This window comes from Aeromonas australiensis (assembly GCF_000819725.1).
GTDB classification, from domain to species: domain Bacteria; phylum Pseudomonadota; class Gammaproteobacteria; order Enterobacterales; family Aeromonadaceae; genus Aeromonas; species Aeromonas australiensis.
The window spans coordinates 13,801-38,294 of the sequence record NZ_CDDH01000083.1 but is presented as its reverse complement, the minus strand read 5'-3'; the positions used below and the strand labels follow the sequence as shown (position 1 = coordinate 38,294).

The window sequence follows — 24,494 nt, the reverse complement described above, 5'->3', positions numbered from 1 at the left end:
TTGCCGGCCGGATCGGTCACTGTGGCGGTGACGGTATAAGAGCCTTCCGCCAATGGGGTGGTGACATCCACGCTGTAGCTGCCGTCCGGCTGTACGGTGGCGGTCAGGGTCTGCTGGTTGCCGTTGGCATCGGTCACGACCAGGGTAACGGTACTGCCCGCCGGGGCATCCGTCGTACCGGTAATGGTCGGGGTGGTGTCGTTGGTGTTGTCTGGGGCGTTCACGGTGATGGATGGTGGAACGCCATCAAACAGGATATCGTCCTCACCACCAAGGGCATCCCCTATGGGGGCTGTATCTGCGGGGTTATCGGTATCAAACCCGGCTTCGGCAATGGTTGCATCACCGGTGCGGTCGATGGTCACAAAACCACCGTTACCGCTGGCACCGGCTACACCACCAATACCGCCACCACCGGCAGCAGGTGCTCCCCCTGCCGCAGGCGCTTCAAAGTCTTGGGTCGGGTCAGTGCCACCTAAAATCGCTTGTTGCAAGGCATCGATATCATCAGGAGTGCCTGCTGCACTGTTTTGCGCCAGCTGGGGAGCATCCCCCTCTTCGGCAGGTTCACTCTGCTCACTAGCCGGTTGCACAGTGAACGGCTGTCCACCCCCCATAAAACTGGCACCATCCGGCGACATGATCACCGCCCCTTTCGGCAGCACATCCCCTTCAGCCAACAGCTTCCGGCTGCCATCTGCGGCAACCAGATAAATTTGTCCTTTGAGTTGGGTGATGGTTACGCCCTGTTCCAAGGTAACGGCATTGGTCATCATGTTCTCTCCTGAATCCTGATTTGCATGCAAAAAGCGACAGCCTACTTTGCAGAGTCGGGGTTAAAACATCCATCTCGAAAATTCGAAAGGATAGGCCGATTTGAGGCTGAATTATTCAGCCAGACAGAAGTGTGTAAAGCGAGGTTGTGAGAATGGCAAAAACCAAAATTATCAATAGATTACAGAGTAATGACAGGAGCATGACAAGGCATGCTCCCGTCAGGATGAACCCTATGCTCCCGCCCAGAGGATAATAGCCAGCAGCTGTGGCGAGATGATCCGCAAGAACATCACCAGCGGGTAGACGGTGGCATAGGAGAGCGCGCTGGCACCGCTGGTCGGGTGCATGGCATTAGCAAAGGCCAGTGCGGGAGGATCAGTCATGGAGCCGGCCAGCAAGCCGCACAGGGTGAGATAGTTCAGCTTGCCGTAGAGGCGCGCCAGCAGGCCAACCACCAGCAACGGAATAAACGTGATGGCGGCCCCATAGATCATCCAGGCGGTACCATCACCATTAATCAGCGTATCGATGAACCCGGCCCCCGACTTGAAGCCAACCACCGCCAGAAACAACACTATGCCAATTTCCCGCAGCGCCAGGTTGGCACTGGGAGGCATAAACCAGTAGAGCTTGCCGATGCTGCCAATCCGCGACAGGATCAGCGCCACTACCAGCGGCCCACCCGCCAGACCCAGTTTGAGGGCGGCCGGGAAACCGGGCAGATAGAAGGGGATGGAGCCGAGCAATACGCCGAGGCCAATCCCGATAAAGACCGGCAACATCTGCACCTGCTGCAGTTTTTGCTGCACGTTGCCGACCACATTGGTCACCGCCTCAATGGCGTCTAGGCGGCCAACCAGGTTGAGAATATCGCCAAACTGCAGACTGGTCTGGCTGGTCGGCACCAGCTCGACACCGGCCCGGTTGAGGCGCGAGATCACCACGTCATAGCGCTGTTTGATGTCGAGATCGCGGATCTTCTTGCCCAGCACCTGCTCGTTGGTCACCACTACCCGCTCGACGCGCAGATCTGTGCCACGGGTCGAGAGCGAGGTCTCCACCTCCTCCCCCAACACCAGTAACACCTTGTGCAGCGCGTGACGCTCACCCACCAGATGCAGCAAGTCTCCCAGTTCGATACGGGATTCAGGGCGCGGCACCATCAGCTCGTAGCCCCGTTTGAGACGGGAGCAGATGACATCAGACTCATCGAGACTGGGGATCTCGCTCAGCATCAGGCCGTGCATATTGGGGTTGCGCACCGCAATATTGATGGTCTGCAAGCTCTCCTTGGTTTTACCGGTTTGCAGCTCGAACTGGGCGGCTTCATCGTCGATCTTGATGCGAAAGAAGACCCTGACCAGCCACATAGTGAGCAAAATGCCGCAGATGCCGAATGGGTAGGCGACCGCATAGCCCATCCCCATCAGGCCGGTCGCAGCGGGCGCGGCGCCCAGCTCGGCCAGGATCTGCTGACCCGCACCGAGGGATGGCGTATTGGTCACAGCACCGGAGAAGACCCCGAGGATCACCGGCAGCGGTACATCAAAGAGTTGATGAAGTGCTGCCGCAACGATGCACCCCAGGATAACCAGCAGAGCAGCAAAGGCATTGAGCTTGAGTCCGGAACTGCGCAATGACGAGAAGAAACCCGGTCCGACCTGAATGCCAATGGTATAGACAAACAGGATCAGGCCAAATTCTTGAATAAAGTGAAGAGTTTGTGCATCCAGCGCGAGATCGGAGGCGCCCGCAAAGTGACCCACTATAATGCCGCCGAACAGCACCCCCCCGATCCCCAACCCCACGCCATAGACTCGCCAGTTTCCCAGCCAGAGCCCCAGCACTGCCACCAGCGACAACATGCTGATGGAAAGCGCGATTTCACTCATTTCGTGCATCCTTTGCGAATTGAACTAGCGCTAGCTTGTCAGCAAACGGTGATACCAACTGTGTGATATCGCACGAATTTATCCTTTTACGGACTAAAAATACCAATTAAGGGCTAGTGGAACAGCATTAGGCGACGTAGCCATAAATGGCCATAAAGTGACAAGCACTGCCACCCAGCACAAAAAGATGCCAGATGGCGTGGTTATAGGGGATCTGCCTGGCCACATAGAAGATGACCCCGAGACTGTAGATAAGACCGCCGAGCCCGAGCAGCAGCAGCCCCTCACCGGCCAGATGGATATAGAGCTGATAGATGACCAGCAGCGACAACCAGCCCAACATCAGGTAGGTAAAGAGCGACAAGGTCTTGAAGCGATTGATAAACACCAGCTTGAACACCACCCCGGCCAGCGCCAGGGCCCAGATCACTACCATCAATCCTTTCGCCAGCGGCGTATCAAGCGCAACCAGTAGGAAGGGTGTGTAAGTACCGGCGATCAGCAGATAGATGGCACAGTGATCAAACACCTTGCACCAGCGCCTGGCCCGCCCTTCTGTCATGCTGTGATAGAGGGTCGAAGCCAGATAGAGCAACACCAGGCTGCCGCCATAAAGGCTGTAGCTCACCATCGCCTGGGTACCTTGTCCCCATCCCTTGACAAGTAACAGCACCAGCCCGAGCATCCCCAATAACAATCCCGCCCCGTGACTCAGCCGGTTGGCCAACTCCTCCCGGGGGGAGTAATCCATCACACCACTCATCGCATCCACTCCACCATAACTGTGGCTCACTCTACCCAGCGCCACTTCAGAGTACAAGTGTTCGCTTAAAAGATGGAGTGGCTGTCACCCGTCAACCTTTGGTGTATGCTCTGCCGCCAATGCCCAAGGCAAGGGCAGAGACACCCACCCCGGTGACCTGGTCTGGAGAACCCGATGAAGTTAACTGAGCTGTTTACACAACCGGATGCAGCCTTTGGCGATACGATGAGCGCCATGCTAGCCCATTTTCACCACTCGGATGACAGTCAGGCCCCTTACCAGCGCGACCTGTTTACCCATCAGCTCGATCAATCATGTATGCCTGCGGTCGGCCTCTCTATCGAGGAGTATCTGGCGCGGCTGGCCACTCTGGTGCCCGGCGCCTCTCACCTTACCTCGCCACGCTACATGGGCCATATGACCGCGCCACTGCCGGCCTATACCGCCGAGCTGTCGCGCCTGCTGGTGATGCTGAACCAGAATCCGATGAAAATGGAGTCCTCCCGCCTGCTCAGCTTTCTGGAGCGGGAGGTGCTGGCCAAGCTGCACCGCCTCATCTATGGCATGGACGATGCTTTCTACGGCGAGCAGATGCATGCCAAGGACGCCGCCCTCGGCGTCATGACCAGCGGCGGCACCATCGCCAACGTCACTGCGCTGTGGCTGGCCCGCAACCGCACCTGCGGCGACAACTTGTTCGCCCTCTATGAACAGGGTTATCGGGGGGCGGTCATTCTCGGTTCGCGGCTGATGCACTACTCCTTCGACAAGGGGATGGATCTGCTGGGACTGGGTGCCCGCAGCGTCTGGCGCCTTGACACCGACGCACAGAACCGGCTCAGTCTGGTCGCGCTGGAGCAGGCCCTACTGCGCTGCAAAGAGGAGAAACTCAAGGTACTGGCGCTGGTTGGCGTGGCGGGCAGCACCGACTTTGGCTCCATCGATCCACTGCCGGAGCTGGCGGCCATCGCCGAGCGCGAGCAGATCCACTTTCATGTGGATGCTGCCTGGGGTGGCCCGACCCTCTTCTCCCCTCGCTATCAACATCTGCTGGCCGGCATTGAGCGGGCCGATACCGTCACTCTGGATGGCCACAAACAGCTGCTGGTGCCGCTCGGTACCGGCATGCTGCTCTGCCGCCAACCCGATCTGATGATGGCGGTCAAGCGGGAGGCCCCCTACGCCATTCGCGCCACCTCGTTCGATCAGGGGCGCTTTACCCTGGAGGGCACCCGCCCGGCCAATGCCCTCTATCTGGATGCCGCCTTCCAGCTGTTTGGCCAGCAGGGTTATGCCCACCTTATCGAGGCCAACTACGACCGCGCCCGGCTGATGGCTGCGCTCATCGAGCAGGATCCCGCCTTTGAGCTGATGTCGACACCGGTGATGAATCTGCTCTCCTACCGCTGCATTCCGCCCCACCTGCAGGGCAAGCAGCTGGATCAGGTGGCTAACGAGCAGATCAACGACTTCAACGTGGCGCTGCAAAAAGCCCAGCGTGCCGAGGGGCACAGCTTTGTCTCCCGCACCCAGCGGGCGGTGGTGCGTTATGGTGCCCAACCGCTTACCCTGCTGCGCGCCGTGCTGCTCAACCCCCTTATCGAAGAGCACCATATCCGCGAGCTGCTGGCGGATCAAAAACGGCTGGGCGAGCCCCTTGCCCGCCAGCTGTTCGACTAGTGCCGCGACCGGGAACTGGATATGAATCGAGCGGTCTTATTCATTTGCCGTTGCCCATCGGGCAGGTAAACTGGACACAATTTTGCGTTCCACTCTTGAGGTCAATGCACCAGACATGAAGCAATTTATTGAATTTATTCCACTTATCGTTTTCTTCGCGGTCTACAAGTTTTACGACATCTATATGGCGACCGGGGCTCTGGTGGTGGTAACCGGGTTACAACTCACCTATAGCTGGCTGCGCTATCGCAAGGTCGAGAAGATGCAACTCTTCACCTTCCTGCTGGTCGGTTTCTTCGGTGGTCTCACCGTCTTCTTCCACGATGACGCCTTCATCAAGTGGAAGGTGACTGTGGTCAATGCCCTGTTTGCACTGGGTCTGCTCATCAGCCGCTACGGCTTTGGCAAGAACCTGATCAAACAGATGCTGGCCAAGGAGCTGCAGGCGCCCGATGCGGTCTGGGACAAGGTCAATCTCGGCTGGGTCGGTTTCTTTGCTCTCTGTGGCCTGCTCAACATCTATGTGGCCTTCAATATGCCGCAAGAGATGTGGGTCAACTTCAAGGTGTTCGGTCTGCTGGGGATGACGCTGGTCTTTACCCTGCTCAGTGGCGTCTATCTCTATCGCCATATCCCGGCAGATAAGTTGACCACTGCCGAGCAGATCGAGCCAGAAAAAGAGCAGAGAAAATAACCCTCATCAGAAAAGGATCCTCTCATGTGGTATCTCATCTATTCCGAAGATGTGCAGGGTAGCCTGCCACTGCGCAAGCAGGTTCGCCCCGCCCATCTGGCCAGAGTTCAGGCTTTGCAGGATGAGGGGCGGCTGCTGACTGCCGGCCCTAATCCGGCCATCGATGCCGAGGATCCGGCTGATGCCGGCTTTACCGGCAGCACCATCATCGCTGAATTTGCCTCGCTGGCTGACGCCAAAGCCTGGGCTGATGCCGATCCCTATGTGGCGGCAGGCGTCTATGCCAAGGTCACCATCAAGCCGTTCAAAAAGGTCTTCTGACCGCAAAGCGAATAGAGAAGTAAAAAAGGCCGGACTGGAAGTTCATTCCAATCCGGCCTTTTTGCATCCCGATATCTCGTTTATGCCTTGGCGACAAACCAGGGGTTGAGGATATCCGGCTTGTTGTAGACAAGGGGTGAGCCATCGAGTTGGGTGACGCTGCCCCCCGCCCCCTCCAGCACCGCCTGCGCAGCACCGGTATCCCACTCGCAGGTGGGGGCGAGGCGCGGATAGAGCTCGGCGCCCCCCTCGGCGATGATGCAGAACTTGAGGGAGCTGCCCATGGAAACCAGCTCGATCTCACCAAAAGGCGCCAAGAAATCGAGGGTCTCCTGCGACAGGTGGTTGCGACTTCCCACCACCCGCCACGCCTCGCCTTCACGATGAGGCCGGGTCTGGATAGACTCGCGTTTGCCATCGGTGATGCGCCAGGCCCCCGCGCCCTTGCCGCCGTACCAGAGCTTGTCCAAAACCGGCGCATAGACCAGCCCCCAACGCGGCGCACCTGCTTCAATCAGCGCGATATTGACGGTGAACTCGCCGTTGCGGGAGACAAACTCCTTGGTGCCGTCGAGGGGATCCACCAGCCAGTAACGGGACCAGCCGTGGCGCGCCGCCATCACCTCGGGGCCAGACTCCTCCGACAGCACAGGAATATCCGGAGTCAGCCGTGCCAACCCCTGCACAATCACCTCATGAGCTCCCTTGTCAGCCGCGGTAAGCGGACTCTCATCGCGCTTGTACTCCACCGCAAAGGGCTGGCTGTAGATGGCCATGATGGCCGCTCCCGCCGCACGGGCGACAGGTTCAAGGTCGGTGATATCGGGGTGGTATAGGGAATGGTCCATAACGATCTCGTCCAGCTCACAGGGTCAATCAGTGTAACCCTTTTGACATCAACTGCTTATAGCCGATTGTGCTGGGTTATTACAGCGCGATGCTCGCCAAGCACTGCCCCTCGAAAAACAACAAGGGACGCCGTGGCATCCCTTGTTGTATTTGGCAGCCTGTATCAGACCGCCTGTCTGGCGGATCAGATCCCCTGACGGGCTTCCTGCATCAGCAGGCGCATATCGCTCACGGCTTTGGCCAGACCATCGAAGGCGGCGCGGCCGATGATGGCGTGGCCGATGTTGAGCTCATAGAGCTCGGGGATGGCGGCGATGGCCTTGACGTTGTGGTAGTGCAGGCCGTGGCCGGCATTGACCTTCAAGCCCTTGCCAGCGGCATAGGAGGCACCGGCGGCGATGCGCTTGAACTCGGCATTGCGCTCGGCATCTGTGGTGGCATCGGCGTAGCGGCCGGTATGGATCTCGATAAAGGGGGCGCCACTCGCGGCAGCCGCATCAATCTGGATGGGATCGGCATCGATAAAGAGCGAAACCTGCGCCCCCACAGCGGAGAGGCGGGATACGGCATCAGTCACCTTATCCAGTTGACCGGCGACATCCAGACCGCCCTCGGTGGTCACCTCGGTGCGCTTCTCCGGCACCAGACAGACGAAGTGGGGCTTGATACGGCAGGCGATGCCGATCATCTCTTCGGTCACCGCCATCTCCAGGTTCATTCTGGTCTGAATAGTCTGGCGCAGGATCTCCACGTCGCGGTCGGTGATGTGGCGGCGATCTTCACGCAGATGCACGGTAATGCCATCGGCCCCTGCCTGTTCAGCGACAAAAGCGGCCTGTACCGGATCCGGATACTGGGTGCCACGGGCGTTGCGCAGGGTGGCGATATGGTCGATGTTCACACCCAGATAGATTTCACTCATTGAGAACTCCTTGAAAGGCTTCATCTGTTGACTGCGCGGCTACCGCGCGAATATCCGTATATCAGCTCGTAGGTTCGATTCGCACAGCGTAATCGGACCTAGATAACATTCTTACCGTGTCGGGTAACGCCGCAGAGCTGTTAACCCAAGCTATTCCGGCGTTTTAAAAACAGCTCCCGGCTCTTTAACTGGCGCTTGCCCAGATAGGGTTGCAGTGCCAGTCGGCTGAAACGTTTGGCCGCCTGCAGCAAGGGAGGGGTATCGAAACGTCCCTCGGCAAAGGCGAGCAGGTGGGCACCGAGAAACAGGGTACGGGGATCCGGCGCCCGCTCGCAAGCAACAAAGCCCAATTCACGCTCGAAGCCATAGAGCAAGGTCGGCTCGATGGGCGACTCGTCGTCCGCCGTGTATTCGAAATCCACCGCATAGCCCAGCGCCTGCAACAGCAGGAACTCGAAGCGGCGCAGCGGCAGCTCCGGCGTCTCGCCGTCAGCCAGCGCCATGATGGCACGGGCATAGGCATCGAACACCTCGGGAAACGGGGTGTGGGCTTCCAGCAGGTAGTAGACCAGCTCGTTGAGATAGAGGCCGTAGAAGAGGCGATCGCCGCCGAGACGCAGGGAGTGGTCGGGGCATTCGACCTGGGTGAGATTCTTGAGATCCCCCTTGCCGCGCCAGGCGATGGTGAGCAGGGTAAAGGGTTGTAGCAGCCCCTTGAGAGGGGAGCGTGGCCCGCGAGAACCGCGAGCCACCAGAGTAAATCGGCCACTATCCTGGGTGAAGACCTCGACCAGCTGACTGGTCTCCCGATAGGGCCGACTGTGGATGACGAAAGCCGGGCTCAGCAATCAGTCGTCACCATAGCCGAGGCTGCGCAGGGCGCGCTCGTCGTCAGCCCAGCCCGACTTGACCTTGACCCACAGCTCGAGGTGCACCTTGTTCTGGAACAGCCGTTCCATGTCGAGGCGCGCTTCAGTACCTATGGTCTTGATCTTCTCACCCTTGTTGCCGATAACCATCTTCTTCTGGCCATCGCGCTCGACCAGAATAAGGCCGTGGATGTGATAGATACCGCTCTCTTCCACCTTGAAACGCTCGATCTCCACCGTCACCGAGTAGGGCAGCTCCTCACCGGTGAAGCGCATCAGCTTCTCGCGGATGATCTCGGAGGCCATGAAACGGGAGGAGCGATCGGTCACGTAATCTTCCGGGAAGAAGTGGACGTTCTCCGGCAACAGCGGCTTGGCCCACTCGCGGATCTTCTCCACATTGGTACCCTTTTCGGCACTGATGGGCAGAATATGGGCGAAGTTCATCTGTTGGCCCAGCCACTCGAGGTGGGGCAGCAGATCTTCTTTCTCTTTGACGTTGTCGATCTTGTTGACCGCCAGCACCACCGGGCACTTGAGGTTGCGCAGCTTGCCCAGCACCATCTCGTCGTCCTTGGTCCAGTGGGTGCCGTCCACCATGAAGACCACCATGGCCACATCACCCAATGAACTGGTGGCGGCACGGTTCATCAGGCGGTTGATGGCCCGTTTCTCTTCAATGTGCAGACCCGGGGTGTCGACATAGATGGTCTGGTAGTTATCCTCGGTGTCGATCCCCAAAATCCGGTGACGGGTGGTCTGGGGCTTCTTCGAGGTGATGCTGACCTTCTGGCCAAGCAGCTTGTTGAGCAGGGTGGACTTGCCCACATTCGGGCGACCCACGATGGCGACAAAGCCGCAATAAGTGCTATCTGTCATGACAGTTTTTCCAATGCCTGTTGTGTTGAAAGACCGCGGCCTCTTGCATCAATAGCAGTCATGACAGTCTTTCCAATGCTTGCTGCGCCGCTGCCTGTTCGGCCTTGCGGCGGCTGGTGCCGACCCCGACCAGCGGACCATCCAGACCTTCCACCTCACACTGGACAGTGAACTCCTGGTTGTGGGCCTCGCCCTTGACGTTGGTCACTGTGTAGGTCGGCAGGGATTTGCGGCTTCCCTGCAAAATTTCTTGCAGACGGGTCTTGGGATCTTTCTGCTCGATGCCCGGTTTGATCTCGTCCAGGCGACTGGCGTACCAGCCCAGCAGCAGGGTTCTGACCCGCTCCAGATCGCTGTCGAGATAGATGGCACCGATCACCGCCTCGACCGTATCAGCCAGAATGGATTCGCGGCGAAAACCGCCGCTCTTAAGTTCGCCGGGGCCGAGGATCAGGTGATCCCCGAGGTCGAACTCGCGGCCCAGTTCGGCCAGGGTCTTCTCCCGCACCAGGGTGGCGCGCATCCGGCTGAGATCCCCTTCCGCCGCTTGCGGGAAGCGGTGGAACAGATCGTCGGCAATCACCAGACTCAAAATCGAGTCACCCAGAAATTCCAGTCGCTCATTGTGACGGGAGCCGGCGCTGCGGTGAGTCAGCGCCCGGGTCAGCAGTTCCAGATCCGCAAAAACATGCCCGAGACGGGCCTGCAGTCTGTTCATCTTGATATTCATTTACTTGATTCCGCCAATGCGGTTGAAGCGCACCCCTGTCGGTACCCAGCTCGGCAGCAGGGAGCCCTCTTCGCGCTCGAATTCAAAACTTATCCAGATAGCGACCGCCTTGCCCACCAGGTTCTGCTCGGGCACAAAGCCCCAGAAGCGGCTGTCGGTGCTGTTGTCGCGGTTGTCGCCCATCACGAAATACTGGCCTTCCGGTACCACCCACTCATCGGGGTAGGTGCCGGGCTGGCGATAGTAACGACCAACCATGTCGGGCATCAGCGGATTGCGCAGGGTCTCGTGGGAGACTTCACCCAACTGCTCGGTATAGCGGTCAAGGGGGATCCCCATCTGGGTAAATTCGCCTCTTTGTTCAAACTTGACGTCGAGCTTCTTGAAGCCCGGGCACGTTTTCTCATCCTGCTCATCGCCGCTCTTTTCTACACAACGCGGCCGGATCAACAGCTCCTTGTTGCGATAGATAACCCGATCACCCGGCATGCCGACCACTCGCTTGATGTAGTCAACGCGCGGTTCAAGGGGATACTTGAACACCACCACGTCGCCGCGTTTGGGCTCGCCGGTCTCGAGGAACTTGGTGTTGGTCACCGGGTCCCGCAGACCATAGGCAAATTTTTCCACCAGGATGAAGTCGCCCACCAGCAGGGTGGGCATCATGGAACCTGACGGGATCTGGAACGGTTCAAAAATGAACGATCGCAGGATCAGCACAAAAGTGATAACCGGGAAGACCCCGGCGGTCTGCTCAATCCAGACCGGCACGGGGGCGACCTTGGCCAGGGTCTTCTCATCCAGGTGGGCACCGCCATGGGCACGAGCCACGGCAATCTTGGCGGCGCGCTGCTTGGACCAAATCATCTTGTCCAGACACCAGATAACACCGGTGATCGCGCAGACCACCACCAGGATCAGGGAAAACGTGCTTGCCATCTATTAATCCTTTCCGACGTGGAGAATCGCGAGGAAGGCTTCCTGCGGCACGTCAACACGGCCGAGAGACTTCATCCGCTTCTTACCTTCTTTCTGCTTGTTCAGCAGTTTCTTCTTACGGCTCACGTCACCACCGTAGCACTTGGCGGTTACGTCTTTACGCAGTGCCTTGACGGTGCTACGCGCGATGATCTGGTTGCCGATGGCCGCCTGAATGGCGATATCAAACATCTGACGCGGGATCAGCTCGCGCATCTTCTCCACCACCTGACGACCGCGATACTGGGCATTGTCTTTGTGGGTGATGATGGCCAGCGCATCGACGCGCTCACCGTTGATCATGATGTCCAGACGAACCATGTCGGAGGTTTCGAAACGCTTGAAGCCGTAATCCAGCGAGGCGTAACCGCGACTGGTGGATTTCAGACGGTCGAAGAAGTCGAGTACCACTTCCGCCATCGGAATTTCATAAGTCAGCGCCACCTGCTTGCCGTGATAGACCATGTTGGTCTGCACGCCACGCTTCTCGATACAGAGGGTGATCACGTTGCCCATGTACTCCTGCGGCAGCAGGATATGACACTCGGCGATCGGCTCGCGCATCTCCTTAATGCTGGTGATGGCAGGCATCTGGGCCGGGCTGTCGATGTGGATGGTGGAACCGTCGGTCAGCTCGATCTCGTACACTACGGTCGGCGCCGTGGTGATCAGATCCAGATCGTATTCACGCTCCAGACGCTCCTGAATGATCTCCATGTGCAGCATGCCGAGGAAGCCGCAACGGAAGCCGAAGCCCAGCGCAGTGGAGCTCTCCGGTTCGAAGAACAGGGAGGCATCGTTCAGGGAGAGCTTGTCGAGGGCGTCACGGAACGACTCGTAGTCATCGCTGGAGATGGGGAACAGACCCGCATAGACCTGCGGCTTCACCTTCTTGAAGCCGGCCAGCGCCTTGTCGGCACCATTCTTGGCCTGAGTCAGGGTATCGCCCACCGGTGCGCCGTGGATGTCCTTGATACCGCAGACAACCCAACCTACCTCGCCACAGCCCAGACCCTGGGTATCCACCTGCTTGGGCGTGAAGATACCGATACGATCGACACCCCACACCTGACCGGTGCTCATCACCTTGATCTTGTCGTTCTTCTTCAGGGAGCCATTCTTGATCCGCACCAAAGAGACAACCCCCAGATAGGAGTCGAACCAGGAGTCGATGATCAGCGCCTGCAGCGGGGCATCCGGGTCACCTTCCGGCGACGGGATCTTGGCAACGATCTCTTCCAGCACCAGGTCAACACCCAGGCCGGTCTTGGCGGAGCAGCGCACCGCTTCCATCGCATCGATACCGACGATGTCCTCGATCTCTTCGGCAACCCGCTCGGGTTCTGCAGCCGGCAAGTCAATCTTGTTCAGCACCGGCACCACTTCCAGGTCCATTTCCATGGCGGTGTAGCAGTTGGCCAGAGTCTGTGCCTCAACCCCCTGGCCGGCATCCACCACCAGCAGCGCCCCTTCACAGGCCGCCAAAGAGCGGGAGACCTCGTAGGAGAAATCCACGTGGCCAGGGGTGTCGATAAAGTTCAGCTGGTAGGTGTTACCGTCTTGTGCCTGGTAGTTCAGGGTCACACTCTGTGCTTTGATGGTAATGCCGCGCTCGCGCTCCAGGTCCATGGAGTCAAGCACCTGAGCCTGCATCTCGCGGTCGGACAAGCCACCGCAAGTCTGGATCAGACGGTCCGACAGGGTCGATTTACCGTGGTCGATGTGCGCAATAATCGAAAAGTTACGAATGTGTTTCATCGAGCAAGAGTCACTCAAAATTGGTTAAGGTCAGTTATGGAGGCGCGATTTTACTGGATAACCCGGCTGACGGCCATTCTTTAGTCGCCAACGCCAGTGAAATAGCGCCTGTTCAGTCAGGGGAGGATACGGACAGGAACCACGACGCCAAGCATCTGCGGGCCATAACGCCCCTGATCCAGGCGGTTGGAAAAGTAACGGACCAGTAAAAAGCCCAGCCCGCCCCCCAGCAAGCAGCAGAGAATGGTGATCCCCTCCCCGCCCGCGAGCAGCGGTGCCAGCCAGACCTGCCCCAGCAAGGCACCGGCTAGCAGACAGAACAGCGGCAGCACATAGACCAGCGCCGCACCGCGCAGCAGACTCGCCTGCGGGATGCCAAGCCGAATCTGCTGACCCACGCTCACCTCAGCGGTCAGCCTGACCCGCAAGCGAGGGGCTTTCAGGGGAAACGCCTTGGCCACGGTGCCAGTACCGCAATTGGATTGTTGTTGGCAACCACCACAAGCGGAGCGTCGCTCGCACTCCACCCAGGCATGGTCACCTTCAATGGCCACCACGGTCGCCAGCTCTTCACTCATCTCATTCACGGCAACACCTCGGGTTCACACAATCAGGGGATCTGACCATGACTCGCCACGTTCGGCAAGCGGGGACAACCGCGAATCCCCCGTTACTGTACAGCTTCGTTGCGGGCGAGCGGCTGAACCGACTCGGCGATACGCTTGGCGGTCTCGGCAGGCACCTCACCGACCACGGTGATCTCTACCCCTACTTCGTTGACAAAGCTCACCAGCGAGGTGCCCCCCTGGCGGATCAGCTGCTGGCGCACCGCCTGCTTGGGATCAACGCGGGAGACATAGACCGAGAGATCCACCAACCCGTCGGAGAGCATCATGTAATCGACCGGCATAGTGGTGGTCACCAGCTGGTGTCGGTCTTGGGACAGTACCTTGAAGCCATCGGGCAGCCAGGTGATCTGCCAGTTCAACTTCTGTTGCGGCGCCGGATAGGCATCCTCCAGCGCGAGGGCCGCAGGCTGCTTACTGTTGGCCAGCTTCACCAGCCAAGGAGCAGGCTCACTATGCAGGTCGAGATCGACCCCCAACACCTGCTCAACCAGATTACCTTCCCGCTCCACCATGTCGACTCGCAACAGCAAGGAGCTATGCTCATCGATCCAGAGCACGAAACCATATTTGTCAGCCTCTTTAGGCACCAGCCTCACCACCTGCGCCACCACACCGGCAACCCGGCTACGACCGGCCAGCACTGGATCATAGCTCTCCAGCACCTGCGCCAGCGGCATCTTCACCAGGGTCGACCAGATGCCGGGGAAGCGGGCATCCTTCAGGGTGTAGGGATCGTGGCTGTTTTCAAAGAAGGTGTATTCGTTCTGGCGCTGGAGATACTCGATCGCCTTGCCGTCGAGGTAACTGAGGTGGGCTACTTCCTTGCCGTTGATCACGGCATGGCTGATCCGGATCGGTTCAAGACGCCCCTGGCGGGCCTTGACCATGGACAACTCGAAATTCTGTTGCTGTACGGCACTCTGCATCTGCTGCAACAAGGCCTCGGCCGACTTATCGTCGGCCGAGGCCTTGGCACTGATCAGCAAGAGAGAGGCCAGCAAAATACGGCTGGACTGGCGCACGTTGATATCCCTGACAATTCGCTATTGTTGGTTCTGTCTGTCTTGCAACAGGCGCTGCTGCAACTGGTGGTCACGCAGAAAGGCGTTGATCCGCTCCCGCTGCTCCTGCATCTGCTGTTCGGTCAGCCCTTGCTGACGGGCACGGGTGCCATCCTGTTGCGGATAGTGAACACTCACCGGCGCCGCACTACCACCGATGGGAATAGTATTGAGCACCGGATTAGCAGGTACGCCATCCTGCCCCTGATACTGCTGCACCCCGAAGATGACGGCAGCGGCCACAGATGCCGCAATGGCATATTGCCCCAGCTGCTGACCGACCCGGCGGAACAACGGCACCACATTGGAATCAGTCTTGACCGGCGCAGCGGCAGGTTGCAGCACGGGAGCCGTCTCGACCGGCTTGGGTGCCAGTATGGTGGGCTCATCCTCCAGCGCAGCCATAATGCTGTCACTGAGATCCAGTTGCAGATTGACCGGCAGGTCACCCCGCATGGCATCGCCGATCAGGTGGTAACGACCCCAGGTATCTTGCAAGTCGGAGTCCTGCCCCAGCTCGTTTAATAGCTCTGCGTCACTCAGGTCACCATCCATCAGGGCAGAGATTTGCTCTTTATTTGCCATAAGTAAACCCGTCTTTCCCCAGTTAATTCTCGATCAGAGGTTTCAGCTTTTTGTCGATTGCGTCCCTCGCCCGGAAGATACGGGATCTGACCGTACCCACTGGGCAATCCATGATTTCGGCAATCTCTTCGTAGCTCAGCCCTTCCAGTTCGCGAAGGGTGATCGCTGTCCTCAAGTCTTCCGGCAATGACTCTATGGCAGAAAACACGGTGCGTTTGATCTCGTCAGTCAGCGCCAGGTTTTCCGGGGTTGAGACCTCTCGCAAGGCTTCACCACCGCCATAAGAGTCCGCTTCGTCAGCCTCCACATCACTGCTGGGCGGCCTGCGCCCCTGGGAGGTGAGATAATTCTTCGCCGTATTGACGGCAATTCGGTACAACCAGGTATAAAAAGCACTTTCGCCACGGAATGTCGGCAATGCCCGGTAAGCTTTGATAAAAGCCTCTTGTGCCACGTCAGGCACATCGCCGGGATTGTTGACATACCTGGCAACCAGGTTGACCACCTTTTGCTGGTATTTTTTTACCAACAGGTTGAAAGCTGCTTTATCGCCGCGCTGGACCCGTTCAACCAGCTGTTCGTCCAGTAGATTCTGGTCGCTCATCAGAGCCGTAAAACCCCCATCAGGTTATCGTTTTTCTTTTCCGGCCCTTCCTAAGCGCACAAGTTCAGACAGGAGGAATCAGGGAAAGTTCGCTTCAATTGAAAAAAATGTGACGCAGGCTGCATCACTGCCCTCGCTTGGGCTACCATGGTGCCAGTTCTTAATCCAGGCCAATGATACTTATGAAAGCAAGTGTTGAATACCTTTGCGACGTGCTGATCATTGGCAGCGGTGCCGCCGGTTTGTCCCTCGCATTGCGATTGGCAGACCAGGCCAAAGTCCTGGTTCTGAGCAAGGGGCCCATCAGTGAGGGGGCCACTTTCTATGCGCAAGGAGGCATCGCTGCCGTGTTCGACGAAACCGACAGCATCGAATCCCACGTGAGCGACACGCTCAACGCGGGCGCCGGGTTATGTGACCCGGCCGTGGTGGAGTTCACCGCTCGCCACGCCCGCGACTCCATCCAGTGGCTCATTCAGCAAGGAGTCCCCTTCGATCAGGAGGAGAACGCCGACGGCGAGTCCCAATACCACCTCACCCGGGAAGGGGGCCACAGCCATCGCCGCATCTTTCACGCGGCGGATGCCACCGGCAAGGCGGTACAGCTCACCCTGATCGATCAGGTCCGTGCGCACCCCAACATCCAGCTGATGGAGCGCTTCAACGCGGTCGATCTCATCACCACCCGCAAACTCAATCTGCCGGGCAACAAAGTACTGGGCGCCTACGTCTGGAACCGCAACGCCGAACAGGTCGAAGTGGTTCGGGCCCGCTTCGTGGCACTGGCCACCGGTGGCGCCTCCAAGGTCTACCAGTACACCTCCAACCCGGATGTCAGCTCTGGTGATGGCATCGCCATGGCATGGCGGGCCGGTTGCCGGGTGGCGAACCTGGAGTTCAACCAGTTCCACCCCACCAGTCTGTTCCACCCCGATGATCCCAACTTCCTGCTGACCGAAGCGCTGCGTGGCGAGGGCGCCTATCTGCGCCGCCCGGACGGCAGCCGCTTTATGCCGGAGTTTGACGAGCGGGCCGAGCTGGCGCCACGGGATATCGTCGCCCGCGCCATCGACCACGAGATGAAGCGGCTCGGGGCGGATTGCATGTATCTGGATATCAGCCACAAACCGGCCGATTTCATCATCAAGCACTTCCCGACCATTTATGAGCGCTGCCTCGCGGTCGGCATCGACATCACCAAGGAGCCGATGCCCATCGTGCCAGCCGCCCACTACACCTGCGGCGGCGTGATGATCGACAACAACGGCCAGACCGATATTCCCGGCCTCTACGCCATAGGTGAAGTGACCTACACCGGTCTGCACGGCGCCAACCGCATGGCCTCCAACTCCCTGCTGGAATGCGTGGTTTATGCCCATCAGGCGGGTGCCGACATTCTGGCCAAGCTGCCGATGAGCGTGGAGCCGCCGCGCCTGCCGGTGTGGGACGAGAGCAAGGTGGAAGATTCCGACGAACTGGTGGTGATCCAGCACAACTGGCACGAGCTGCGGTTGATGATGTGGGACTACGTGGGGATAGTGCGTACCAACAAACGCCTGGCCCGCGCCAAGCGCCGCATCGACCTGCTCAAACAGGAGGTGCAGGAGTACTACGCCAACTTCCGCGTCTCCAACAACCTGCTGGAGCTGCGCAACCTGCTGCAGGTGGCCGAGCTTATCGTCAACTGCGCCCTGCAGCGCAAGGAGTCCCGCGGCCTGCACTACAACCTGGATTATCCGGATATGCTGCCGGACTCCAAACCGACCGTGCTGACCCCGGAGCGGGATTAGTCCCCCTTACCGTAAAGCGTTACAGCTATCAGTGACCCCGCCCTGGCGGGGTCACTTGTTTTCTACCGCTTTTCAGCCACAAAAATTGTGCCGTCAACCACATAGCTGCGGCTTATCGCGATAAATCAGCGCATGGTCATCACGGGAAACAGGCGTCAGTGCCGGGACGGCAGAAAGTGAATGGCTCGCGCCAGCAGGCGGTAATGTTCGGGGGGCAGGGCATCGGCGAAGAGCCACAGTTGCCGTGGCGACACGGCTCCACTCTCTTGCGGGTCGGGACAAAGCGCCAGCCTGAGCACACCGGGTAGAATCCGGCTTTGCTTGTCAAGCTGATAGCGGCAACCTTGCCACTGCAGCCACTGGCCATCCCAGACCAGCTCGAACGGGGGCGCGGCGAGCGCGCGCCAGCTCAGCCAGAGCGCTCCCAGCCAGACGGGCAGCAACAGTGCCCACTGCCAGCCTGCAATCAGACCCGACACCGGCCAGAGCGACAATAAAAAGAGGGCCACCAGCAAATAGTGCTGATGGCGGGAGGGGTGAACCGTCATGATCACCCGCTCCACGGTATTACCCCTGGCGGTCGTGGCGCGCCTGATTGCGCTCCAGGATCATCTTGATCATGGCTCCGAAGGTGGGATCGGCTGGGACGGCATGGCCCATGGTCCAACGGAACAGATCCGGGTCATCGCTCGCCAACAGGCGGATAAAGGTCTGCTGATCGGCCTCACTCAGGGAATCGAACTCGTGTTCGAAAAAGGGCATAAAGACGACATCCAGCTCGAGCATGCCGCGACGGCAGGCCCACTTCAGGCGGGATTTTTCAACTGGGCTCAACATGGCACTCTCCTTACAAAGACCGGGGGATGGTACCAGCTCGATTTTCCGGCTGACAAACATTAGTTACGTCTTTACCATGCAGCTCACATACTTTCTCTCTGGAATACCATCGTGAGCCTGCAACCACCTGTTTTTCCTGCCGAGCCGACCCGCTTTCCCCTGACCAAGCTGGCCATCACCCGTATCAGCGGCGAGGATCGCGCCAAATATCTGCAAGGTCAGGTCACCTGTGATGTCAACGCCCTGCAACCGGGGCAACAGACCCCGGGCGGCCACTGCGATCCCAAGGGCAAGCTGTGGAGCAATTTCCGCCTGCTCTGCCTCGACGACAGCCTGCTGCTGCTGACCAGCCCTTCGGTACTTGAGCGTCAACTGCCGGAGCTGAAGAAATTTGCCGTCTTCGCCAAGGTCGAGATCGCCGCCGATGAGCGTCACGCCACCGGGATCGCCGGTACGGGCAGCGATGGCTGGATCTCTGCCCAGTTCGGCCTTCTGCAGAGCGGTCTGATCGACGGCGGCATGGCGGTGAAGATTGAACAGGATCGCTGGCTGCTGGTGAGCAATCAGCAAGCCGACGCCCTGCCGCAAGGTGACGAGTCACTCTGGTGGGGGCTCGAGATCAAGGCGGGTCTGCCGCACATGGAAGCGGTGCATCAGGGGGAGTTCATCCCGCAGATGCTCAACCTGCAGGCGCTGGACGGCATCAGCTTCAACAAGGGTTGCTACATGGGGCAGGAGACGGTGGCCCGCGCCAAGTATCGCGGCGCCAACAACCGCGCCCTGTTCCTGCTAGCGGGGACGGCCGGCGAGCCGGTCGCCAGCGGCGATACTCTGGAGCTGCAATTGGGTGACAACTGGCGCCGCAGCGGCATGGTGCTCAACGCCTGGCAACAGGCCGGGCAGGTGTGGCTCACCGCCGTGCTGCCAAAAGATACCGAGGCTGACGCCCAATTCCGCCTCAAGCAGGACGAAGGCTCCCGCCTCACCCTGCAACCCCTGCCTTACGCCCTGACCGAGTAAGGTCGGCTAACGAGGCACCCGCGCCAGCAGTGCCTCCTTCAGCCAGCGTCCCGCCTGCCCCAGCGGGCGGGCGCGATGCCACTGCAGCTCCAGCGCCAGCGCGTGACTGGCGATACAGTCCGGCTCCAGTACCACCACTTCACCCCGCTTCAACGGCTGATGCAGCAGAAATTCCGGAATGGCGGACCAGCCAAGACCCCGCTTGACCAGCTCCAGCACCCCGAGATCCCCCTCAATCCACCACACTTGAGCCGAGATGCGAAAACGCTGGCGCTCGCTCCCTTCCCGTCTACCGGTCACCATCAGCTGGCGTGCCCCCTGCAGATCGACCTCCCGCAGCGGCTGCTTGCGAGCCAGCGGATGATCCGGCGATACCACCAGCGGCATGGTCACCTCCCCCAGCGAACGGGCGACGATCTCCCGCTGGGGATGCACCTTCTGATAACTGATGCCGAGCTGGGCCCGGCCGGTCACCAGCATCTCGGTCACATCCTCCATCAGCGGGAAGAGCAGCTCCAGCTCCACAGCTGGATAGCGGGTGGCAAACTCCTCCAGCAGGGTGCCGAGCCAGGGGAGGTGGGAGTCATCATCGATGGCCAGGGTGAGGCGCGTCTCCACCCCGGCCGCCAGCTCCCCGGCAATGGATTGCAACCGTTCACTCTGCGCCAGCAGGATCCCCGCCTCCTGCACCATGCGGGCCCCCGCCTCGGTCAGCCGCGGATAGCGGCCGCTGCGGTCAAACAGGGTGAGCGCCAGATCGATCTCCAGATTGGCGATGGCGCTGCTCACCACCGACTGCGCCTTGCCCAGCTTGCGGGCGGCAGCGGAAAAAGAGCCGGTTTCGGCGGCCGCCAGCAAGATCTTCAGTTGTTCTAGTGATGGCGTCATCTTATGACCCTCCGACAAGCTGTTTCATCCATCTATTTTAACGATGGATACCAACATGAATCTATCGTGAAAGATCTATAGATTAACCGGCAATCGTGAATAAACCTGATTGAGAGAGTGACTTATGCGTACCCGTAACGATCGCCTGCGCCATGCCATTGGCTTTGAACTGATTGGTCTGCTGATTGCCGCCCCGCTGGCCAGCTGGGTTACCGGGGTCGGGCTCAACCATATGGGCCCGCTGGCCCTGTTCTTCTCGGTGCTGGCCACCGTCTGGAACTACATCTACAACATCGGGGTCGACAAGCTGCTGCTCAAGTATCAGGGCCATACCCACAAGACCCTGTGGCAACGGGTGCTGCATACCTTCGGCTTTGAGGGCGGTCTGCTGATCGTCGCGCTGCCGGTCATGTCCTGGTGGCTGAGCGTCAGCCTGCTGGAGGCGTTGGTGCTGGATCTGGGCTTCGTCGTCTTCTATCTGATCTATGCCTTCGTCTACAACTGGGGCTATGACAAGGTGTTCCCCATCCCCCGCGAAGTGCCGCACGGCATGCCACAAGGGGCGCGCTAAGGCACGAATCAGTTGGATTGAAACCGAGAAGTGAAGGGCAACAAGGAAAGGCTACAGCAGAAACGACACGGCCCCATCATGGCAGACATGATGGAGCCGCAAGAGGGATCAGCGCTGGCAGGCCGGCTGATTCAGAAGTAAGGATTCAGGCCTGCCCGTCGCTCAAGCCTGAGCCTTGAGCTCTTCGCCGCACTCGTCGGCTGCAGCAGCCTCTTCAGGCTGGGCCTGAGCAGTCTGCAGCGCGTCCAGCTCGTTCTGATAATCGCTCAGGATCTGCTGGGCAACCGCCATATCTCCCTTGTGTTTGCGCTCGAACAGATGGTGCTGCACCACGCCGTTGAGATACTCCACCGTGATGGGCTGCTCCAGGGTGGCCATCAGCTCCTCTCTCTCCAGCTCGGCATTGATTTCATCGGCGGTCGTGCGCAGCAGCCCGGCCAATTGAACCAACATGCGGCGCTCACCTTCGCGCAGCAGGCTCAACATGCGGTTTCTCTGCTGCTCATTCTGTTGGGTCATACATTTCCTTACGTCAATTGGGAACAAGCCCGCTCATTCTGCCCTCTCTCCATGACAGCGTCTATCTCATGCCCCCCACAAATTTTTGGCGCTGGCTCACAAATGGCTACAGATGCTATTTGAAGCGGCTCTGGGGTATAGTAGCCGCTGATTTTCAGGCGCTTTTTTCACCTTCATCCGCAAAAGGGGATGACACGGCAAGGGCGCCTGCCCGGTTTACCCCAATGAGGTGAAGATCCGCTTTATGACCGACGCCATTGTGGTGCTCTGCACCTGCCCAGATCAAACCAGTGCCGACCTTCTCTGCGAACAGCTGCTGAACCAGCGGTTGGCCGCCTGCATCAATCAACTGCCGGGCGTCACCTCCGTCTATCGCTGGCAAGGCAAGGTGGAGCGCGCCACCGAGATCCAGCTCATCATCAAATCCCGCCAGCCACTCTTTGCCGAGCTGCAGGCATGTATTCAAGCCCATCACCCCTATGAGGTGCCCGAGCTGCTAGCCCTGCCGGTGAGTGCCGGACTACCTGCCTATCTCGACTGGCTCAATGGGGAGACCCCATGACATTCAACCGCTTGCTCTCTCCCCTGCTGCTGCTCTGTGCCCTGCTGATGACAGCTGCGGGCAGCACCCCTGCCCACGCCAGCGGCGCCGATCTGCTCAGCTCGCTGGGCATTGAGGCCAACGCCAAACCCAAATTTTTGCAGGTCGATGAGGCCTTTCAGATCGAGAGCGAACAGCGTGGCGATCAGCTGCTGCTGACCCTTCACATCGCCGACGACTACTACCTCTATCGCCACAGCCTGCGTTTCAAGGGGAACAACCTCAGCTTCAGCGAGCCGACCCTGCCGGAAGGCACCGAGCACGAGGATGACTTCTTCGGCAAGACCCGGGTCTACTACCAGCAGGTGAGCATAGTGGTACCGCTGAAGGAGGTAGGCGACGGCGCCACCCTGCGAGTGCGCTATCAGGGCTGTACCGACGGCCTCTGCTATCCGCCGACCGACAAGCTGATCGATGTGGCCCCGCTGGTCACGGCAACCACAGCATCCACTGCTGATACGGCACAAAGCGTCGCACCGGTTAGCCAGCAGGATCAGCTGGCCGTCGCCCTCGGTAATCAGGGGTTCTGGCTCAGCATCGCCGCCTTCTTCGCCCTGGGGCTGGGGCTCGCCTTCACCCCCTGCGTCTTCCCCATGTATCCCATTCTGACCGGCATCATCGCCGGTGCCGGCCATCGCCTCTCCACCGGTCGCGCCTTCTTGCTCTCCCTGGTCTATGTGCAGGGGATGGCGGTCACCTACACATTGCTGGGGCTGATAGTGGCCTCGGCGGGTCTGAAATTCCAGGCGGCGCTGCAACACCCCTATGTGCTGATCGGCCTCTCTGTGATGTTCGTGCTGCTGGCCCTCTCCATGTTCGGGCTCTACACCCTGCAACTGCCGAGCAGTTTGCAAACCCGTCTCTCCGGCCTCTCCAACCGCCAGCAGGGGGGCTCGGTAGTCGGGGTCGCCATCATGGGGATGATCTCCGGGCTGGTCTGCTCCCCCTGCACCACGGCGCCACTTTCGGGGGCGCTGATCTATGTGGCCCAGAGCGGCGATCTCTGGCTCGGCGGGGCGGCGCTCTATGCGCTCTCACTGGGGATGGGGCTACCGCTGCTGCTGCTCGGCACCTCGGGGGGCAAGCTGCTGCCCAAGGCGGGCGCCTGGATGGATGTGATCAAGCAGCTGTTTGGCTTCGCCCTGCTGGCGGTGCCGATCCTGCTGCTGTCACGGCTCTGGAGCGATCAGGCCACCACCCTCGCCTGGCTCGGCTGGGGACTGCTGCTGTGCGGCTATCTCTATCACCACAACCAGCGCCAGCCCCACTCGGTGGCCAAAAGCGTGCGCGGCTTCGTACTGTTGCTGGCGATGATCAGCGCCGTGGTAGTGGGCAAGGATCTGCTGCAACCGGCCCCCCCTGCTGCCATCACGGCGGATGCCAGTCAAACGGCACCGCAGTTTATCCGCATCAAGACGCTGGATGATCTCAAGGTGCAGCTGGCCGCCGCTCGCGGCAAGCCGGTGCTGCTCGACCTCTACGCCGACTGGTGCGTCGCCTGCAAGGAGTTCGAGCACAAGACCTTTAGCGACCCTGCGGTGCAAACACACTTTAGCGATATGGTGCTGCTACAGGCAGATGTCACCGCCAACGACGATGCCGATATCGAGCTGCTCAACAGCCTCAATGTACTGGGATTGCCGACCCTCATCTTCTTCGACCGCGAGGGCAAGGAGCGAACAGGGCAGCGGGTCACCGGTTTTATGGGGCCTATCCCCTTTGCCAAACATCTCGAGATGGTAAGCGATGCACGCTGAGTTGCGTCGGCTGCAGACAAGCGATGCACCTGCCTTGCAGCGGCTGTTCGAGCAGGCCCCCTCCTATCAGGCGGCGGTGAGCAATGACCCTCTCTCTACACAGGCGGGAGAAGAGGAACTTGTCGCCTGCCCATCCGGCCTGCCGTTCTCTGCCAAACACCTCATCGGCCGCTGGGAGCAGGGAGAACTCACCGCTGTCATTGATCTGCTGCGCGGCTACCCCAATCCAGACACCGCCTATCTGGGTCTGTTACTGGTGGGGGAACCCTGGCAAGGGAGTGGCCGTGGTCAGTCGCTCTATCTTCACGCCTGCACGCTGGCAAGCTCATGGGGGGCTACCCGGCTTCGCCTGTCAGTGATTGCCAGCAATGAGAGTGCGCTATCCTTCTGGCTGCGTAGAGGGTTCACCGAGTGCTATCGCCGCGAGGTGGCAGGTTATCGGGCCGAGGCCATCGTGCTGGAACGTTCACTGGAACCGTGAGACAAGGTTTGCCGCCGCCCGTTCGCATGGCACAATCGC

The 24,494-nt window shown here is 59.6% G+C and carries 27 protein-coding genes; 9 read left to right on the top strand and 18 right to left on the bottom strand.

What is annotated here, in order from left to right:
* The 3 genes from BN1117_RS15165 to trhA all read right to left on the bottom strand — a co-directional run.
* Nucleotides 1-776, bottom strand: a 776-nt coding sequence (locus BN1117_RS15165; protein ID WP_040098715.1) for a retention module-containing protein, incomplete at its 3' end; no start/stop codon positions are given.
* 231 nt (nucleotides 777-1,007) lie between these two features.
* Nucleotides 1,008-2,669, bottom strand: a complete 1,662-nt coding sequence (locus BN1117_RS15160) for a putative transporter (protein WP_040098713.1) — start codon at nucleotides 2,667-2,669, stop codon at nucleotides 1,008-1,010.
* Between the two features lie 127 nt (nucleotides 2,670-2,796).
* Complete coding sequence (gene trhA / locus BN1117_RS15155; RefSeq protein WP_040098712.1) at nucleotides 2,797-3,432, bottom strand: PAQR family membrane homeostasis protein TrhA; 636 nt, start codon at nucleotides 3,430-3,432, stop codon at nucleotides 2,797-2,799.
* 174 nt (nucleotides 3,433-3,606) lie between these two features.
* On the opposite strand from trhA, the gene BN1117_RS15150 reads away from it, so the two are divergent.
* The 3 genes from BN1117_RS15150 (at nucleotide 3,607) to BN1117_RS15140 (ending at nucleotide 6,127) form a co-directional block, all read left to right on the top strand.
* Nucleotides 3,607-5,112: a pyridoxal-dependent decarboxylase gene (locus BN1117_RS15150; protein WP_040098710.1), complete on the top strand. Its 1,506-nt coding sequence runs from the start codon at nucleotides 3,607-3,609 to the stop codon at nucleotides 5,110-5,112.
* Nucleotides 5,113-5,227: 115 nt separating this feature from the next.
* A complete protein-coding gene (locus BN1117_RS15145) occupies nucleotides 5,228-5,806 on the top strand; it encodes a septation protein A (RefSeq protein ID WP_040098708.1) in 579 nt (192 codons plus the stop codon).
* Nucleotides 5,807-5,830: 24 nt separating this feature from the next.
* Complete coding sequence (locus BN1117_RS15140) at nucleotides 5,831-6,127, top strand: YciI family protein (RefSeq protein ID WP_040098707.1); 297 nt, start codon at nucleotides 5,831-5,833, stop codon at nucleotides 6,125-6,127.
* Between the two features lie 80 nt (nucleotides 6,128-6,207).
* On the opposite strand, the gene cysQ is transcribed toward BN1117_RS15140, so the two are convergent.
* The 11 genes from cysQ to rpoE form a co-directional block, all read right to left on the bottom strand.
* Complete coding sequence (gene cysQ, locus BN1117_RS15135; protein WP_040098706.1) at nucleotides 6,208-6,975, bottom strand: 3'(2'),5'-bisphosphate nucleotidase CysQ; 768 nt, start codon at nucleotides 6,973-6,975, stop codon at nucleotides 6,208-6,210.
* Nucleotides 6,976-7,160: 185 nt separating this feature from the next.
* Nucleotides 7,161-7,898 carry a pyridoxine 5'-phosphate synthase gene (pdxJ, locus tag BN1117_RS15130; protein WP_040098703.1) on the bottom strand — a complete coding sequence of 246 codons (738 nt, stop codon included), beginning with the start codon at nucleotides 7,896-7,898 and terminating at the stop codon, nucleotides 7,161-7,163.
* Between the two features lie 140 nt (nucleotides 7,899-8,038).
* Nucleotides 8,039-8,746: a DNA repair protein RecO gene (recO, locus tag BN1117_RS15125; RefSeq protein WP_033136291.1), complete on the bottom strand. Its 708-nt coding sequence runs from the start codon at nucleotides 8,744-8,746 to the stop codon at nucleotides 8,039-8,041.
* Complete coding sequence (era, locus tag BN1117_RS15120) at nucleotides 8,747-9,646, bottom strand: GTPase Era (RefSeq protein ID WP_040098702.1); 900 nt, start codon at nucleotides 9,644-9,646, stop codon at nucleotides 8,747-8,749.
* A 58-nt stretch (nucleotides 9,647-9,704) separates the two neighbouring features.
* The gene (rnc, locus tag BN1117_RS15115; protein WP_040098700.1) at nucleotides 9,705-10,376 is read right to left on the bottom strand and encodes a ribonuclease III; all 672 of its coding nucleotides are present in this window, start codon (nucleotides 10,374-10,376) and stop codon (nucleotides 9,705-9,707) included.
* Nucleotides 10,377-11,315: a signal peptidase I gene (gene lepB / locus BN1117_RS15110; RefSeq protein ID WP_040098698.1), complete on the bottom strand. Its 939-nt coding sequence runs from the start codon at nucleotides 11,313-11,315 to the stop codon at nucleotides 10,377-10,379.
* A gap of 3 nt (nucleotides 11,316-11,318) precedes the next feature.
* Complete coding sequence (lepA, locus tag BN1117_RS15105) at nucleotides 11,319-13,112, bottom strand: translation elongation factor 4 (RefSeq protein WP_040098696.1); 1,794 nt, start codon at nucleotides 13,110-13,112, stop codon at nucleotides 11,319-11,321.
* A gap of 116 nt (nucleotides 13,113-13,228) precedes the next feature.
* Entirely contained in the window at nucleotides 13,229-13,690 is a 462-nt protein-coding gene (locus BN1117_RS15100) for a SoxR reducing system RseC family protein (RefSeq protein ID WP_040098694.1), read from the bottom strand.
* Between the two features lie 92 nt (nucleotides 13,691-13,782).
* Entirely contained in the window at nucleotides 13,783-14,763 is a 981-nt protein-coding gene (locus BN1117_RS15095; RefSeq protein ID WP_040098692.1) for a MucB/RseB C-terminal domain-containing protein, read from the bottom strand.
* A gap of 21 nt (nucleotides 14,764-14,784) precedes the next feature.
* Nucleotides 14,785-15,387 carry an RseA family anti-sigma factor gene (locus BN1117_RS15090; protein WP_040098690.1) on the bottom strand — a complete coding sequence of 201 codons (603 nt, stop codon included), beginning with the start codon at nucleotides 15,385-15,387 and terminating at the stop codon, nucleotides 14,785-14,787.
* 22 nt (nucleotides 15,388-15,409) lie between these two features.
* On the bottom strand, nucleotides 15,410-15,991 hold the full coding sequence (gene rpoE / locus BN1117_RS15085; protein WP_040098689.1) for an RNA polymerase sigma factor RpoE: 582 nt from the start codon (nucleotides 15,989-15,991) through the stop codon (nucleotides 15,410-15,412).
* Nucleotides 15,992-16,173: 182 nt separating this feature from the next.
* On the opposite strand from rpoE, the gene nadB reads away from it, so the two are divergent.
* Nucleotides 16,174-17,781, top strand: coding sequence for an L-aspartate oxidase (gene nadB / locus BN1117_RS15080; protein ID WP_040098687.1), 1,608 nt, complete (start codon nucleotides 16,174-16,176; stop codon nucleotides 17,779-17,781).
* Nucleotides 17,782-17,936: 155 nt separating this feature from the next.
* Here the strand turns inward: nadB and BN1117_RS15075 are convergent, their stop codons facing one another.
* Together BN1117_RS15075 and BN1117_RS15070 are read right to left on the bottom strand one after the other, a co-directional pair.
* Entirely contained in the window at nucleotides 17,937-18,329 is a 393-nt protein-coding gene (locus BN1117_RS15075) for a protein YgfX (protein WP_040098717.1), read from the bottom strand.
* Nucleotides 18,330-18,348: 19 nt separating this feature from the next.
* Nucleotides 18,349-18,618 carry an FAD assembly factor SdhE gene (locus BN1117_RS15070; protein WP_040098685.1) on the bottom strand — a complete coding sequence of 90 codons (270 nt, stop codon included), beginning with the start codon at nucleotides 18,616-18,618 and terminating at the stop codon, nucleotides 18,349-18,351.
* 111 nt (nucleotides 18,619-18,729) lie between these two features.
* Between BN1117_RS15070 and ygfZ the strand changes: the two genes are divergently transcribed.
* Nucleotides 18,730-19,638, top strand: a complete 909-nt coding sequence (gene ygfZ, locus BN1117_RS15065) for a tRNA-modifying protein YgfZ (RefSeq protein ID WP_040098683.1) — start codon at nucleotides 18,730-18,732, stop codon at nucleotides 19,636-19,638.
* A gap of 6 nt (nucleotides 19,639-19,644) precedes the next feature.
* On the opposite strand, the gene BN1117_RS15060 is transcribed toward ygfZ, so the two are convergent.
* The gene (locus BN1117_RS15060; RefSeq protein ID WP_040098681.1) at nucleotides 19,645-20,526 is read right to left on the bottom strand and encodes a LysR family transcriptional regulator; all 882 of its coding nucleotides are present in this window, start codon (nucleotides 20,524-20,526) and stop codon (nucleotides 19,645-19,647) included.
* Between the two features lie 124 nt (nucleotides 20,527-20,650).
* Between BN1117_RS15060 and BN1117_RS15055 the strand changes: the two genes are divergently transcribed.
* On the top strand, nucleotides 20,651-21,097 hold the full coding sequence (locus BN1117_RS15055) for a PACE efflux transporter (protein ID WP_040098679.1): 447 nt from the start codon (nucleotides 20,651-20,653) through the stop codon (nucleotides 21,095-21,097).
* A 162-nt stretch (nucleotides 21,098-21,259) separates the two neighbouring features.
* On the opposite strand, the gene BN1117_RS15050 is transcribed toward BN1117_RS15055, so the two are convergent.
* On the bottom strand, nucleotides 21,260-21,616 hold the full coding sequence (locus BN1117_RS15050) for a hypothetical protein (RefSeq protein WP_040098677.1): 357 nt from the start codon (nucleotides 21,614-21,616) through the stop codon (nucleotides 21,260-21,262).
* Nucleotides 21,617-21,860: 244 nt separating this feature from the next.
* Between BN1117_RS15050 and cutA the strand changes: the two genes are divergently transcribed.
* Genes cutA through BN1117_RS15035 form a run of 3 tightly spaced genes read left to right on the top strand, consistent with a single transcriptional unit; the run spans nucleotide 21,861 to nucleotide 24,455 of the window.
* Nucleotides 21,861-22,178, top strand: a complete 318-nt coding sequence (gene cutA, locus BN1117_RS15045; protein WP_040098675.1) for a divalent-cation tolerance protein CutA — start codon at nucleotides 21,861-21,863, stop codon at nucleotides 22,176-22,178.
* The gene (locus BN1117_RS15040; RefSeq protein ID WP_040098672.1) at nucleotides 22,175-23,974 is read left to right on the top strand and encodes a protein-disulfide reductase DsbD; all 1,800 of its coding nucleotides are present in this window, start codon (nucleotides 22,175-22,177) and stop codon (nucleotides 23,972-23,974) included. The genes cutA and BN1117_RS15040 overlap by 4 nt, the downstream gene beginning before the upstream one ends.
* A complete protein-coding gene (locus BN1117_RS15035) occupies nucleotides 23,964-24,455 on the top strand; it encodes a GNAT family N-acetyltransferase (protein ID WP_040098670.1) in 492 nt (163 codons plus the stop codon). The genes BN1117_RS15040 and BN1117_RS15035 overlap by 11 nt, the downstream gene beginning before the upstream one ends.
* Nucleotides 24,456-24,494: the final 39 nt, after the last annotated feature.

Excerpts from the sequence above, each read along its gene's own strand:
- BN1117_RS15160 (WP_040098713.1), bottom strand. The coding sequence starts at position 2,669 with ATGAGTGAAATCGCGCTTTCCATCAGCATGTTGTCGCTGGTGGCAGTG.
- trhA (WP_040098712.1), bottom strand. The coding sequence starts at position 3,432 with ATGAGTGGTGTGATGGATTACTCCCCCCGGGAGGAGTTGGCCAACCGG.
- BN1117_RS15150 (WP_040098710.1), top strand. The coding sequence starts at position 3,607 with ATGAAGTTAACTGAGCTGTTTACACAACCGGATGCAGCCTTTGGCGAT.
- BN1117_RS15145 (WP_040098708.1), top strand. The coding sequence starts at position 5,228 with ATGAAGCAATTTATTGAATTTATTCCACTTATCGTTTTCTTCGCGGTC.
- BN1117_RS15140 (WP_040098707.1), top strand. The coding sequence starts at position 5,831 with ATGTGGTATCTCATCTATTCCGAAGATGTGCAGGGTAGCCTGCCACTG.
- cysQ (WP_040098706.1), bottom strand. The coding sequence starts at position 6,975 with ATGGACCATTCCCTATACCACCCCGATATCACCGACCTTGAACCTGTC.
- pdxJ (WP_040098703.1), bottom strand. The coding sequence starts at position 7,898 with ATGAGTGAAATCTATCTGGGTGTGAACATCGACCATATCGCCACCCTG.
- era (WP_040098702.1), bottom strand. The coding sequence starts at position 9,646 with ATGACAGATAGCACTTATTGCGGCTTTGTCGCCATCGTGGGTCGCCCG.
- rnc (WP_040098700.1), bottom strand. The coding sequence starts at position 10,376 with ATGAATATCAAGATGAACAGACTGCAGGCCCGTCTCGGGCATGTTTTT.
- lepB (WP_040098698.1), bottom strand. The coding sequence starts at position 11,315 with ATGGCAAGCACGTTTTCCCTGATCCTGGTGGTGGTCTGCGCGATCACC.
- lepA (WP_040098696.1), bottom strand. The coding sequence starts at position 13,112 with ATGAAACACATTCGTAACTTTTCGATTATTGCGCACATCGACCACGGT.
- BN1117_RS15100 (WP_040098694.1), bottom strand. The coding sequence starts at position 13,690 with ATGAGTGAAGAGCTGGCGACCGTGGTGGCCATTGAAGGTGACCATGCC.
- BN1117_RS15090 (WP_040098690.1), bottom strand. The coding sequence starts at position 15,387 with ATGGCAAATAAAGAGCAAATCTCTGCCCTGATGGATGGTGACCTGAGT.
- rpoE (WP_040098689.1), bottom strand. The coding sequence starts at position 15,991 with ATGAGCGACCAGAATCTACTGGACGAACAGCTGGTTGAACGGGTCCAG.
- nadB (WP_040098687.1), top strand. The coding sequence starts at position 16,174 with ATGAAAGCAAGTGTTGAATACCTTTGCGACGTGCTGATCATTGGCAGC.
- BN1117_RS15075 (WP_040098717.1), bottom strand. The coding sequence starts at position 18,329 with ATGACGGTTCACCCCTCCCGCCATCAGCACTATTTGCTGGTGGCCCTC.
- BN1117_RS15070 (WP_040098685.1), bottom strand. The coding sequence starts at position 18,618 with ATGTTGAGCCCAGTTGAAAAATCCCGCCTGAAGTGGGCCTGCCGTCGC.
- BN1117_RS15060 (WP_040098681.1), bottom strand. The coding sequence starts at position 20,526 with ATGACGCCATCACTAGAACAACTGAAGATCTTGCTGGCGGCCGCCGAA.
- BN1117_RS15055 (WP_040098679.1), top strand. The coding sequence starts at position 20,651 with ATGCGTACCCGTAACGATCGCCTGCGCCATGCCATTGGCTTTGAACTG.
- BN1117_RS15050 (WP_040098677.1), bottom strand. The coding sequence starts at position 21,616 with ATGACCCAACAGAATGAGCAGCAGAGAAACCGCATGTTGAGCCTGCTG.
- cutA (WP_040098675.1), top strand. The coding sequence starts at position 21,861 with ATGACCGACGCCATTGTGGTGCTCTGCACCTGCCCAGATCAAACCAGT.
- BN1117_RS15040 (WP_040098672.1), top strand. The coding sequence starts at position 22,175 with ATGACATTCAACCGCTTGCTCTCTCCCCTGCTGCTGCTCTGTGCCCTG.
- BN1117_RS15035 (WP_040098670.1), top strand. The coding sequence starts at position 23,964 with ATGCACGCTGAGTTGCGTCGGCTGCAGACAAGCGATGCACCTGCCTTG.